General features: G+C 68.9%; 1 protein-coding gene (only partly in view). It reads right to left on the bottom strand.

Annotated features, from left to right (window positions below):
* Positions 1-15,209: the 5' portion of an SDR family NAD(P)-dependent oxidoreductase gene (locus tag T333_RS22005; RefSeq protein WP_496425676.1), read on the bottom strand. The gene continues 6,340 nt to the left of window position 1, outside the view; the window shows 15,209 of its 21,549 coding nt (coding positions 1-15,209); it begins with the start codon at positions 15,207-15,209; the stop codon falls past the left edge of the window.

Below are 15,209 nucleotides of genomic sequence, written 5' to 3'. Positions count from 1 at the left end.
TCGACCAGCCAGCGGGCCAAGGCCCGCCCGATTCCGCCCAGTCCCCCGGTGATCAGCACCGTCTGCGCGGTGGCCGCGTCGAGGAAATCGTCCCGTCCGGGTCGGTGTCGCTGTGCCGGAACAAGCCGCGGCAGCAGCCGTCTTCCGCCACGCAGCGCGAGTTGCCGGTGCGGCGCGGTCGCGAGTATTTCGGCGACGACGGCGTCCGCGTCCGCTGCCGATTGTTCGTCGAGATCGATGATCCGGCAGCCGATTTCATGGTGCTCTAGTTGCGCGCTCCGGGCAAAGCCCCAGACTGCGGCTTGGTCCGGCGCGACCCGATCGGACGTGTCCACTCGCTGCCCGTTGCGGGTGAGGAACCACACCGCGGCTTCGCCGGTGCGGGCCGCGGCCTGCACGAGGTGCAGTGCGCCGACGACCGCCTGCTGAGCCCGATCCGGCGTCGCGGCATCGGTCTCGACCACCGGTGTCGTGTAGACGATGCCGCGCAGCGGCGTCCGCCCGTCCCCTGCCGCACCGAGCAAGGCCCGCACCGCCGCCGGAACCCCGAGGTCCACGTCGAACTCGTCGTCCGCGCGGAACCCGAACCCGCTGCCGGGCCGCGCCACCGCGCATTGCGCGCCCGAGGCCCGCAGGCGAGCCGCGATAGCGTCGCCCGGTCCGTCCGCGGCGCCGACGACGAGCCAGCGGCCCACCGCGGCGCCGGATGCGACCGGCCCGGCGTCCTGCCAGGCCATCCGGTAGACGTCCCGGAGCGCCGCGTCGCCGCCCGTACGTTCGGTGGCCATCCGCATCACTCGCAGACCGTCCGCGATCAGCACCGGAGCACCCTCCTCGTCGAGCAGTCGAACCTCGGCGACACACAGCTGTGGCGTCTGCTCGAGGACGCGCACCTGGCCGAATCGGACTCGCCCACCCACGGCTCCAACGCTCACCCGATCGATGGCAAGGGGCACCCAGGTGTGCCGCTCCCCCGTCTGCGGCGCCATCGCGGCATACGTCGCCTGGAAGGCCGCATCGAGCACGGCAGGATGCACCATGTCGGCGCCGGGATCGGTATCGGGATCCGACAGCCTGACCACGGCTTCTCGATCACCGGTCCGGACCTCGACGACGCGCCGGAACGCGGGACCGTAGTGCAGACCGGCCGCGGCGAGCATCCGATAGAAGTCGTCGGCGGATTGCCGTGCGGCGCAACGATTCAGCAGATCGGCGAGGGTGACTTCGGCGGCGGTTCGGATGGCGGCGGCGCTGACCTGCGCACGGGCGTGGGTGCGCCAGCCGTCCGCCGTTCGGCTCGCGACCTCCACGGCGAGACCATCGGGATCGGGCGCGAACCGCACCTGAACGGGATGGTCCTTCGTGATCGTCAGACCGCTGGCGATCACGAGATCCTCGATCGCGACGACCTCGGCGCCGGTCACCTCCCGCGCCGTCGCCACGATCGTGGCGACGAACCAAGCGGCGGGAACCACCACCTCGCGATCGACCACGTGATCGGCCAGATAGTGCGGTGCGGCTGGGGCGAGGGTCAGGGCGAAATGCGTGGAATCCCCCGGCAAATCGAGACGACGCGGGACGTAGGGAAGGGGCGTGTTCACTCCTGCTGCCTGCGCGGTAGCGGTCGATCGAAGACCGGCATCTCCGGGGCGGTGTGTGGTCGCGTCGTGTTCGTCCGAGCCGAGCGCCCGCGTCCTCTGCGGCTGATCGGCCCAGTAGCGCTGCCGCTGGAAAGGGTAGGTCGGAGCGAGTATCCGTCGCCGTGCGTGCGGCCGGTGCACGCGTTCCCAATCGATGGTCACCCCGCCGACATAGAGCTGCGCCAGCGCATTCGCCGTCATCTCCCGGTCGTCGCGGCCGCGACGCAGTGCTGCAACAAACCTCGCGGTGCTCTCGATCGCACGACCGCCCAGCGTGGAAAGTGTCGGCTGCGGCCCTATTTCGAGGAATACGCCGATACCGAGTTCCGCGAGGGCCCGCATTCCCTCGGCGAAGCGAACCGGCTGCCGAGCATGTGTCGCCCAGTACTCTGCGGTGAGCTCTCCGGCGCACAAAGGCGCGCCGGTGACATTCGAGATCAGCGGGATCGCGGGGTCCCGCCACACGATGCGCCGGGCGGCGTCGGCCAGGTCGTCGAGAATCGGGTCCATCAGCGGTGAATGGAACGCATGCGACACATCGAGGGCGCTCGCGCGAATTCCCGCTGCTGCCACATCATCGCGCAGCAGCTCGAGTGCGCGGCGCGGTCCGGCGACGACGATCTGAGCCGGGCTGTTGAATCCGGCGATCGCCACCGCGGGCTCGTAGCGTTCGAGCAGCCGGGCGATCGTCGCCGGATCGGCCTCGACCGCCAGCATCGCGCCGCCATCCGGCAGGCTCTGCATCAGTCTGCCGCGGAAGGCGATCAACCGCAGCGCATCGTCTACCTGCATCGCGCCTGCCGCGCACGCGGCAACATATTCGCCGACACTGTGGCCGAGCACCGCGGCGGGCGTAATCCCCCAGTCGCGCCACATCTCCCACAGCGCCCACTCCACCGCGAACAGCACCGGCTGGGTGAACACAGTCCGGCTGAGGATCTTCGCGGACCCACGGTCGGCGTACAAGGCATCGAGAAGTCCGATACCGTCCGCGATCGGCCCCAGGACATCATCGCAGTGCCGCAGCGCCCGCCGGAACACCGGTTCGGACTCGAACAACCCCCGGGCCATACCCGGATATTGCGATCCCTGCCCGGTGAACAGCAGTGCGACCTTCGGTGCGGCCGCGGTCCGCTCGACCCGGCCGCGCACCGCGGACCGCATATCCGCTGCCGCAGCGCGCAATCGAGCGGCGGCGGCGTCCGCCGTTTCGGCGACCACCGCCAGGCGCTCCTCGAAGTGGGTGCGCCCGCTCGCGGCGGTGTAAGCGAAATCGGCTAGCTCGCCACCGCTCCCACCCAACCGGTCCGCCCAGCGCTTCGCCGACTCGACCAGTGCGACGTCGTCACGTGCCGACAGCACCAGTACCTGCGGCGCCGAATCAGACGGGGTACGAGCCGATTCCGGTGCTGGCTGCCGCAGAATGAGGTGTGCGTTGGTACCGCTCATTCCGAACGAGCTGATACCGACCGTGCGGCCATGACCGGTCTCCGGCCATGACCGGGGCTCCCGCACGACCTCCAGCGGCAGCGCCGACCAGTCGATCAGCGGATTCGGCGTGTGGAAATGCAGGCTCGGCGGGATCTTCGCGTGCTGCATCATCAGCACGGCCTTGATCACACCTGCGACACCGGCCGCCGCTTCGGTGTGCCCGATGTTGGTCTTGACCGAACCGATCAGCAATGGCGCGGTGCGGTTTTCGCCGTAGACCTCGGCAAGCGCCGTCGCCTCGATCGGATCACCCAATGGTGTGCCGGTGCCGTGAGCTTCCACGTAGTCGACCTCATCGGGTCGAATTCCCGCCTGTGCCAAGGCCTCGCGGATGACCCGCTGCTGGGCCCGTCCGTTGGGCGCGGTGAGCCCATTGGACCGGCCGTCATGATTCACCCCGATGCCATGAACAACCGCGAGCACCCGGTCGCCGTGCTTGCGGGCCGCGGACAGCCGCGTCAGCACCAGGACACCGCAACCGTCCGCGCGGACATAGCCATTGGCATCGGCGTCGAATGCCCGCGAACGGCCGTCGGGCGACAACGACGCGAGACGGCAGAACCCGATCGTGGTCTCCGGGGCCAGCTGCAGATTGACGCCGCCCACCAGTGCCAGATCGCAGCGCCCCGCCCGCAGGCCGTCCCACGCCGACTGCACGGCGACCAGCGACGAGGAGCACGCCGTGTCGAGGGTGACCGCCGGACCCTGCAACCCGAGCGCGTAGGCCACCCGCCCGGCTGCGACGCTCGGCGCCGAACCGATCACCGAGTAGGCGCCGATCGAGACCGGATCCGTTGCCTGTGTCGGTGTTCCGGCGTACTCACTGAAGCACAAGCCGACGAACACACCGGTCCGGCTGCCCGCCAAACTTCCCGGCGCCCGTCCGGACCGCTCCAGCGCCTCCCAGCTCGTCTCCAGGAGCAGCCGCTGCTGTGGATCCATGGCCCTGGCCTCGGCCGCACCGATGCCGAAGAAAGCGGGATCGAATTCGTCGGCGCCGTCGACGAATCCACCCCACCGCGTGTACATCGTGCCGAGGGCGGCGGGGTCCGGGTCGTAGAAGGCGTCGACGTCCCACCGCTGCGGCGGCACCTCGGTGATCGCGTCCCGGCCCGCCCACAGCATGTCCCAGAACTCCTCCGGGGTACGGACGCCGCCCGGGAACCGGCAGGCCATGCCGACGATAACGATCGGGTCGTCGTCCTCCTCGCCGATGCGCGCGGCGTCAGGGGCGTCTCGGTCGCGACGGACGGCGCTCGCAACCCGGTAACCGCTCTTCGGGCGTTCGGGGTGACCTGCACGGTCCGAATGATCGAGCTGACCCGCACCGTTGGAGTCGTTGAGCCGGTATTCGCTCTTCGGGCGGTCGAGATGATCCGCACGGTCCGAATGGTCCGCCTGACCCGCACCGTTGGAGTGATCGACCTGGTAGTCAGTATCTTTGTGCTGCAACAACTTCGCGATATCGCGCACGGTCGGATAATCGAAGACGAGTCCGACGGGTAGAGGTGCGCCGATCTCAGCTGCCAACGCGGCGCGCAACTCCATCCCGGTGAGCGAGTCGACACCGATGTCGTGCAACGGCATATCGGGATCGATTTCGGTGGTCCGATCGAGTACGCGCATCGCGACTCGCTGCACAACCGCTATCCAGGGAGCCGTATCGCTCTGCGTATCAATGCTTCCCGAAGGACTCCGCCCCGCCGTCTGCCGCGAAGTGGTATCAGCATCGGTAGGTTGCGTGTCTCGCATCGACTCCCGTTTCGCTTCTATGGCTGTACCGCGGCCCGGATAAGCGCGGTACCAACGATCGGCCGCGAAATCGAAGACGCCGGGACAAGGACTGTCGACCGTCAGCAATCGGTCCAACGCCGCGGTGGCGTCCGTCGCACGCAGCGGCGGCAGCCCCCGTCGATCGAGTCGCCGCGTGAGCTCGGGTCGCCCCGCGGCCATCCCGACATCGGCAAAGGGTCCCCACGCGATGCTCAGCGCGGGCAGCCCGTCGGCGCGCCGCCGCCACGCCAATGCGTCCAGTGCCGCGTTGGCGGCGGCATAGTTCGCTTGCCCCGGAGTGCCGAGCCAACCCGCGACCGACGAATAGGTGATGAACAGGTCCAGTTCCATGCCGCGTGTCAACTCGTCCAGGTGTCGGGCCGCAAGGTATTTCGGTCCGAGGACGGCCTGGAAACGAGGCCAGGACAATTCGGTGGCGACACCGTCGTCGAGCACGCCCGCGCAATGGACAACGCCACGCAGCGGTGGCAACCCCGATTCATCGATCTCGGCCAGCAGCTCGGCCACCGCTTCCCGGTGCGCGACGTCGACTCGACGGGACACCACGCGAACGCCGTCGGCACGCAGCGAAGCCATGAGCCGTTCACCCGCGTCGTCCGGTCCGCGCCTGCCGACCAGCAGCAGCGTGCGCGCCCCGTGTGCGGCGAGCCACCGTGCCGCTGCCGCGCCGAGTCCGCCGAATCCCCCCGTGACCAGGTAGGTGCCGGTGCCCACGACGGTTCGGGCGCCGTCGGTAGCCTGATGGGTGGTCTTGCCTCGCAGCACAATCGGGCTCGTGTGATGACGCTGCCACAAGGCACTGAACGCGGTCTCCGCGTCGTCCGCCTCGTGCACCGCCGGTTGCCAGGCGGCCAACGTACCGTTGCCGAGCAGTTCCAGCACCGTGCGCAAGATCGTGCCCAGACGTTCCGGACCGGCCGAAGCCGGGTCGACCACTCGGTAATCGATGCCGTGCCCGGCCGGTCCCCCGTGCTCTCGCCGAGACTGACCTGGATCATCGATGTCGATGAATCGGCCTCGCGGGCCGACGATTTCCGCGGCACGCGTGGTGAACTCACCGGCGATCGCGTTGAGGACGATATCGGCTCCCCGGCCGTCGGTGAGCGCGTGGAGTTGGTCGGCGAGGCCGTGCATGCGCCAGGTGTCGACCTGCGGGATATCGAGTCCGACGCCCGCCGCCCATCGACCGAGGGCGCGGGTGCCGAGCACGTGCGCACCCGCCCACGCGGCCAACCGCACCGCCGCCATGCCGATTCCGTCCGCGGGAGCGTGCACCAGCACGTGTTCGCCCGCGCGCAGACCCGCCACCTCGAACAGTCCGTACCACGCGGTAACGAACGCGGCCGGGATGCTCGCGCCTTCGGTGAACGTCATCCCCCCGGGCAGCGGAGCCACCAGCCGGTGGTCCACCGTGACGTAGCGCGCGAAACTGCCACTCGCCAATGCCACCACCCGATCACCGACGCGGAATTCGGTGACGCCGTCGCCCAGCGCGGTGACATAGCCCGAGCATTCCAAGCCGAGCGGCGCGGGGGCGTCCGGGTGAGTGCCCAGCGCCAGCCATAGGTCACGGGCGTTCAGACCGGTGGCTTCGACCGCGATTTCCACTTCGCCCGTCTCCGGCGCGGGACGGGCGGTCGAATCCCAGTGCAGTCGGCCGAGATCACCGGATCGGTGGGCCCTCAGGCGGTAGTTGGCCGCCACATCCGAATCCACCACTCCGTCCACCAGGTGGGCGGCGAGCCACCGGCCATCCCGGACGGCGAGTTCACGGTCTTCGATCCCGCTGACCAAGCCATCGATGACCAGCGCCACGTCGACGGCACGGTCCGCCTCCAGATCGACCAACCGACAACCGAATTCGGGATGCTCCGTGGCGAGGGCGCGCCCCAGCCCCCACATCAATGCCTGCTCGGGGTCGGGGCGGTCGGAGTTCGAGACGCGTTGCGCACCCACGGTGAACAAACACAGCGTGGACGGCACGCGACCGACACCGTCCAGCGAGCGAGCGAGTCGCAGCACCGTGCCGACCCGGACCGCCGCGGAACCGGTGGTCCACGCGTAGGCGATGCCACCCAGCGGTGCTCCGGCGAGGAACTCCTCGAGGTTCGCCTCGGCGGGATCGACCGACAGCCCTCGGCCGAGAACATCTTCCGGGCGAACCACGCGTGTCCGGATATTCCGCGCCGACAGCCCGGCGGCGACGGCGTCCCCCGCCGGTCCGTCGCTGAACACCAGCCATCGACCTGCCGAGTCCTGGCCCGTGGAGAACTGTTCACCGATCGGTGTCCACTCGAGATGATGGAGCAGCCGATCGACCTGGGCTGCCGCCTGCTCAGGACCAGCGGACTGCACGTGCACGCCCGAGGTTCGCCTCACCCGTGGGGTGTCGGTACGCGCGGCCGCGATGAGGCACGCGCCGCCGATCGTCGCGATCGTGCGTCCGGCACGGTCGATCAGCATCGCGTCACCGGTGATCACTCGCTCGCTGCGATCGGTCACCCGAACGTGGCAGCGGAGACGGTCGCCGACGGCAACCGCACTGCTGGACAGCGTGATTCGATCAATCGAAGCAGGCAGAAACAGCCCGTCCGGATCGGCGGTCAACACGATGCTGTGCAAACAGGCGTCGAGCAGAACCGGATCGAGCGAACCCGACTCGCTCGTAGCGAACGACCGCAGCGAGGTCTCGGATTCGGTGGCGCTGATCCGCCGGAACTCGGCGGCACACCGGTAGTCCTCGCCCAACCACAGACCCAGCTCCGCCACCCGGTCGTAGTAGGAAGGCCAGACCGCGAGAGCCTCCGCGCTGTCGACGTAGTCGCCGCCGCGATACGGAACAGACCTCGCATCGCCGCCGATCGCCCGCAACGCCGCCCGAGCGAAGGTGGTTGGTTCACCGCCGCCGGAGTCACTGAGGAACCGCACTTCGTATCCGCTCGCCGCCGGCTCCATCCGCACCTCGACCGCACCGGCGGACCGGACCGCGAGCGGCGAGGTCAGCCTCAGCCGGGTGACCTCCCACCGATCGGCGCCGGGCAGTTCAGCCGCGATCCCGGCGAGTCGCGCGCCCACCCAAGCGGCGGGAACCGTTGGCACACCGTGCAACCGATGGCCACTGAACATCCCCGGCTCGACCACCAACACCCTGGTCGACAACCCGCCGACCGGCGGTGCAGGCGCAACGTCATCGACCGACCCTGGGCGCGTCGGATTGTCGACCTGGCGCGAAGGGGCGCGGTCATGGACCGACCGCGGGAATGACCGATCGTCGGGCGCGAGGTCATCGACCGGCCGCGAGGCCCCGAGGTCGAGCCAATGCCGCTTCCGCTGGAACGGATACGTCGGCAGTTCGATTCGCCGCCATGGTCGTTCGGAATACAGTGTGTGCCAATCGATATCGGCTCCTTCGACGTACCGGCGCGCTGTCGCCGCCGACTCGCCGGAGCCGGTGGCCAGGTCCGCGACCGTGCCTGCGGCGCTGCTCCCGGTCGCCACCGACTCGAGGGCCGCGCGCAGTTGTGCGGCGGTGTCGACGACGATCGCCACTCGGGCGGCGAAATGCGTGCGGCCGGTATTCGCCGAGGCGCAGAGGTCACGAAGTCCGGTGTCGGGGCGTGCGGTCAGGAAATCCAGGTATCGAGTGGCCAGGCCACGCAATGCGTCCGCACTCTTCGCGGACAGGGCCAGCAGGTGCTCGCCCGCATCGTCGGGAGTGTCGGCGTGCGAAACAGCAGGGGGTTCTTCGAGTACCACGTGCGCATTCGTCCCGCTGATACCGAACGCGCTCACCCCCGCCCGGCGTGGCCGTGACGAGCGCGGCCACGCCCGTTCTTCGGCGACGACCCGCACATCGATGTCGTCCCAATCGATGTGCGGATTCCCGGACCGAAAATGCAGGGACGGTGGAATCCGGTCGTGTCGCATGGATTCGACCACCTTGATGATGTTGGCGATCCCGGCCGCGGCCTGGGTGTGCCCGATATTCGATTTCACCGAGCCGATCAATAGCGGTGCGCTGCCGAACCGTTCGCCGGTCAGCGCCGAGGCGAGCGCGTTCACTTCGATCGGATCGCCGAGCGCCGTTCCCGTGCCGTGTGTCTCTACATAGTCGATATCCGCCGCCGTCAGCGTCGCGTCCGCCAGCGCCGCCCGGATAACCTTTTCCTGCGCGGGCCCATTCGGCGCGCTCAAGCCCTGGCTGCGGCCATCGGAATTGACCGCCGAGCCCCGCACCAGGGCAAGTACCCGATCGCCATCGCGGCGCGCGTCCGACAATCGTTTGAGCACAAGCGTTCCCGCGCCGTCGCTCCACACCACACCGTCGGCGCGGGCATCGAAACTCTTACACCGCCCGTCCGCGGCCAGCCCGCGCGCCCGCGCGAAGTAGATGTCGAGCGAGGGTGTCAGCACCACGGTCGCACCGCACGCCAGCGCCAGATCGCTTTCCCCGCGCCGGAGGCTCTGCACCGCCAGATGCACGGTCACCAGCGACGAGGAACACGCGGTATCGATGGTGAGACTCGGACCGTTGGCGCCGAAGAAATACGACAGCCGCCCCGAAGCGACACTCGCCAGATTCCCCGTGCCGAACCAAGCATTCGGCGCCACGTCGGCCCGCGCCATCCGCTCCGCGTAGTCGGTCGACATCAAACCGACGAACACTCCGGTACGACTGCCCGCCAGCCGGTCGGCCGGATATCCCGCGTGCTCCAGTGCTTCCCAGGATGTTTCGAGCAACAACCGCTGCTGCGGATCGAGCATCCGCGCCTCGCCGACCGAAATATCGAAAAACCCGGCATCGAACTCTTCGATACCATCGACGAACCCGCCCCACCGGGTATATGTCTTCCCCTCGGCATCCGGATCCGCATCGAAGTACGTCTCGACATCCCACCGATCCGCGGGAACCTCGGTCACGGCGTCGACTTTCTCCGACATCAGCCGCCATAGGTCCCCGGGCGCCCGGACCCCGCCCGGATACCGGCATCCCATCCCGATAATCGCGATCGCGTCGTCGTACTCACTCGATCCGGCGACTTCCTGCTCCCGCGGGCCCGCAACCTCGGGCCGCTCGCCCTGTTCCGGCTGCGCACAGGCGGTGCGCCGATCGGCTCCGAGGGTCGCGGTCGTGGTGCGGTCCTCGGGTTCATCCGTCGCCGTAGCGGACTCGGCTTCTTCGGCTGCGGCGAACGTCGCGGTGCGGTCGAGGTCGTGCACTGCCGCGGCGGTTGCGCGTGACAGGGGCTGTTCGGCGGCGAGCCGGGCGATTTCGTCCGCGACGGCGGCAACAGTCGGGTGGTCGAAGAGCAGTGTGGCGGGCAGCCGGACCCCGAGTTCGGAGGACAAGGTGTTCCGAAGTTCCACTGCCATCATCGAATCCAGGCCGAACTCGCGCAGTGGCGTGCGGTCGGCGACCGGTGTCTTGCGGCCCAGCGCGGTGGTGGCATGGGCGCGAACCACCGTCAGGAAGTCCGGCATCGGGGGGTGCGCGGCTTGCGTGGCCGCCATCGGTCGGGTGGCCTCGGCCGGCTGGGTCGCGTCGGGCTCCGGGCTCGGGGTGGAGGACGGGTAAACCGCTACGACGCCGTCAACGGCCAACAGCGACTTCAGGGTTCGCGCTCCGTCCTCGACATCGAGCTGTGCCACGCCGTGGCGCTCCCAGGCGCGGCGGGCCGCCGCGTTCAGGCCGCGTGCCATGCCGGTGCCTGCCCACGGCCCCCATTGAATGCTCAGGGCGGGCAGGCCACTGGCGATCCGGACTCGGGCGAGTGCGTCGAGATAGGCGTTGGCGGCCGCGTAGTTCCCTTGTCCGGCGATGCCAACGGTGGCGCTGACCGAGGAGAACAGCACGAAAAGGTCGAGCGAATGGGCAGCGGTGAGCTCGTGCAGATTCCAGGCACCCAGCGCCTTGCCCACGAATACCCGGCGCACCCGCTCGGGCGACTGCTCGATCAACAGCGCGTCGTCCAGCGCCCCGGCACAGTGCACGACCCCGGCAAGCCGAGGAAGCTCGCCACCGAATCGGGAAATCAAGGCAGACAGCGCCTCTCGATCTGCGACATCGACCAGCACCGTTTCGACCCGCGTGCCGAGCGCCGCGATATCCGCGATCACCGCCGTGGCCTGCGCATTCGGACTATGCCTGCCCGCCAGCACCACTGTTCCGGCACCTGCCTCGGCGAGTACGCGGCCCGCGAGCAGACCCAACGCACCGAGCCCGCCGGTGATCAAATATGCTGCGGTCCTGTGAAGTTCCGTAGTGCCGCGGAACTCCGGGAGACGCGGCGCATGCAACCCGTTGTCGCGCTCCGCGGCGCCAGGACCGTCCAGTCCTGCTCCGTCGGCGCGCGCCACCATGCGTGGCGAATAACGATCCCGTCCCCGCAGCGCGATCGCGGGATCGGCGGCAGCGGCGAGGAGTTCCGCGACGAGCCGGCGGTCATCGGATCGAGCGCGATCCGGCAAATCGATCGAACGGCAGCGCAACTCCGGAAGTTCGGTACGCACCACCGCCCCGAGTCCGCACAGCGCGGCCGCGGCCGGACGCACTCGCTCATCCGACGCTACCGCGACGCCAGCGGTGGTGACCAGGTACAGCGGTCCGTAGTGCGCGTTTCGGGCCAGAGCTTGTACGACTTCGAGGGCGAGCTCGGTTTCGATACGCGCGGTGATCGCGCTGTCGTCCGCTTCGGCGTCACCGAGATGGACAACCGCCCGACCGCCATCGGCGAGCATCCCCGCGATGGCGGCCCGGTCGGCCGTCCGCTCGATCGCCACGGCCGGGTGACCCGCCGCGCGAAGCGCCTCGGCCAGCCGATCGGCCTGCTCACCGGTCCCGATGATCAGCCACGAATCCGGTGTGGCCACACCGGGTTCGACCATGGTTCGCTCCCAGCTCGGGAGATGGATCAGGGTGGGCATGACGGCCCGATCGTGCGCCGTTCGACCGAATCCGGTCTTCGCGAACCACACATCTTCGATATCGCAGATGAGGTCGCCGTCGGTATCGAAGACCCGGACCCGATTCGTTCGTCCGGTGCGGGTGGCGAGTGCCAACGCCGTCTCGACCTCGTCCGTGCGGTAGACGCGCAATCTGCCGATACCGACCGGCAATTGGCCGGAATCTCCCTGCCGGGTCACCAACGCGAGGCCGGTTTGCACGGCGGCGTCGAGCAGACACGGCAGCAGCGCCTCAGGTTCGCCGGCCAGCTCGACGGGGCGAGACAGCTCGGCCAGCATGAAATGACCACCGGCGCGCAGCTGTCTGATCCAGCGAAAACGGGGGCCGAACGTCAGGCCCGCCTCGGCGCAGTTCCGATAGAACTCGTCGACGTCCCATTCCGCCGCGTCGCCGCGTTCGGCCGCGGCGAGGTCGTCCATGCTCTCCGGCCGCGGCGGCTCGGCGCGCACCGCCGACGCGGAAACAGCCGCCGCTTTCCCGGTTTCGACGGAGAACCTGATATCGATCCGATCGCCCGTGGCGTCGACCACCGGCGCCGCGAGCTGCTCCAGCGGAACCGGCTGTGCGACAAGGAAATCGACCAGCTCATGGTCTGCTCCCGCAGCCCGCAGTGCCGCCCACGCCAGATATGCCGCGGGCACTACCGGCCGATCCTGGAACCGATGTTCGGCGAGGTACCCGGTGTCCGTCGACGCATCGGCACTCAGCGGCAACGCCAGCCGCTCCCGTTCGAACGGGTAGGTCGGCAGTCCGTTCCGTCGCCGCGCCCCCTCCGGTACCACCGCTGCCCAGTTGATATCCGCTCCGGCACAGTAGATCTCGCCGAGGCTCGTCAGGATCATCGTGTCGTCGGACGAGGAGCGCCGCTGGCTCGGCAGCCACATCGCCTCGGGATCCACCTGTCGCCCGAAGTCCAGCAGCACCGGATGCGGCCCCACTTCGAGGTACGCGTCCACGCCGAAGTCGGCTACCGCCTGTATTCCCTCCGCGAAACGCACCGTTGCGCGCGCGTGTTCGCGCCAGTACCCCGCATCCATCGCTGCGGCCTCGATCGATTTTCCGGTCACATTGGACACCAGTGGTATCGAGGTGACCCGGGACGCCCCTGTCACCAGCTCGGCCACCTTCGCTTCGAAGTCGTCGAGAATCGGGTCGAGCACTGGCGAATGGAACGCTGTCGTGCCGGGCAAGGAGACGGTACGGATGGCACGCTCGGCAGCCACGTCTCGGACTCGCTGTACGGCGGCCTCCGTGCCCGAGACGACGAACTGCCGCCGCCCGTTGACAGCCGCCACCGACAGGCTCGACGCGAGTTCACCGAGCAGATCTGTGAACTCGCCCTCCGCGGCGAACACCGCGGCCATCGCGCCCCGCCGCGGTACCGCTTGCATCAGCCGCCCACGCTCGGCCGCCAGCCGCAACCCTTCTTCGAGGTCGAGAGCTCCAGCCACCGTCGCCGCCACCAGCTCGCCGAGACTGTGCCCGAGCACCACATCCGGGCGAATCCCCCACGCGGCCCACAGTTCGACGCACGACCACTCGAACGCGAACAATGCCGGCTGGGCGTACTCGGTGCGCGTCAGCACCTCGTCGCTCACTTCGAACAGCAGCGACCGCAGCCGCAGGCCACCGGGCAGCACACCGAGGATGTCGTCACAGCGATCCACGGCCGCCCGGAAGTCCGGGTGACGGTGGTACAGCGGAGCCCCCATGCCCGCGTACTGCGAGCCCTGACCGGTGAACAGCATGGCGACCCGGGGATTTCGCCGATCTTCGGGCAAACCGGTGCGCCCTTGCGGCGCCGCGAGTCCACGCACCGCCTCGGCCGAGGTCGATGCGACGATCGCACGCCGGTGCGCGAAGTGCGCTCGCCCGAGCGTCGCGGTGGCGCCGATGTCGGTGAGCGGCAGCTCCGTGCGGGCCAGCAACGAACCGTACCGCGCGGTGAGTGCCTCGAGGGCCGTGGCGGTCCGGGCCGAAAAAGCAAGCACCGCAGGCGTTTCAGCGGTGGTGCCAATTTCGTCGACCGCGGCCGCCGCCTCGAGTACCACGTGCGCGTTCGTCCCGGCGAACCCGAACGAACTCACACCGGCCAGCCGCGGCCGGTCCGCCTCCGGCCACTCGACATCGCGGGTCGGCACCGCCAATGCCGTACCGTCGAGCGCGATTCGCGGGTTCATCGTGTCGAATTCGTGCTGGCGCGGGATCCGGCCCCGCTGCAACAGCAGTACGGTCTTGATCAATCCCGCGATCCCCGCGGCCGCTTCCAGATGTCCGATCTGCGACTTCACCGAGCCGAGCAGGCACATCGAGTTGTCGGAGCGCGGCGCACCCAGAACCTCGGACAGCGCTTCGATTTCGATCGGATCTCCGAGTGGGGTTCCTGTTCCGTGGGTCTCGACATAGCCGATCCGCGCCGCGTCGCAACCCGCGTCGGCGAGGGCCTCACGCAGCAACTCCCGCTGTGCCACGGGATTCGGCGCGGTCAGTCCCATCGAACGGCCATCGTGGTTCACGCTCGAGCCTCGGATGAGCGCACGTATTTCATCGCCGTCCGCGATCGCCCGCGAAAGCGGCTTGAGCACAATCACGCCCGCGCCCTCGCCTCGCACATACCCGTTCGCTCGTGCGTCGAACGGCCGGCACCGGCCATCGGCTGACAGCGCGCCCATCCGGGACAGCGCCGCCGAAGTCAGTTCGGACTGCAGCAAATTCACGCCACCGGCCAATGCGACGTCGCACTCCCCCGAACGCAGGCTGCGACACGCTTGATGCACGGCGACCAGGGACGACGAACAGGCGGTGTCGAGAGCAACGGCGGGACCGCGCAAGCCGAGCAAATAAGCCACCCGTCCCGCAACGATGCTCGACATCGTTCCGGTGAGTGTGTGCGCATCGACCGACCGCACCCAGTCCGGCGTGATGGTCCGCTGGTACTCCTGCCAGCTGACGCCTAAGAAGACGCCGGTTCTGGCCGCCGCTAGGCTGCCGGGCGAAATCGCAGCGTCTTCCATTGCCTCCCAGGCGACTTCGAGCACAAGACGTTGTTGCGGATCCATCGCGGCGGCCTCCCGCGGCGCGATTCCGAAGAATTCGGCGTCGATCGCGTCGATCGACGCGTCGAGCAAACCGGCCCTGCGCAGCCCGCTCGGCTGCGCCGTATCGGTGATCGGCCACCGATCCGGGGGCACGTCGACGATGGCGGCGCGCCCGGATATCACCAGGCCCCAGTAGCTATCCGGACTCTGCGCTCCACCGGGGAACCGGCAGCCGATCCCCACGACGGCGATCGGTTCGTGCGCGTGCTGCTCCGCCTCCAA

This window comes from Nocardia sp. CNS-044 (assembly GCF_059570515.1).
Note: the sequence above shows the minus strand (reverse complement) of the source record. Positions and strands in the feature narration are given on the sequence as shown.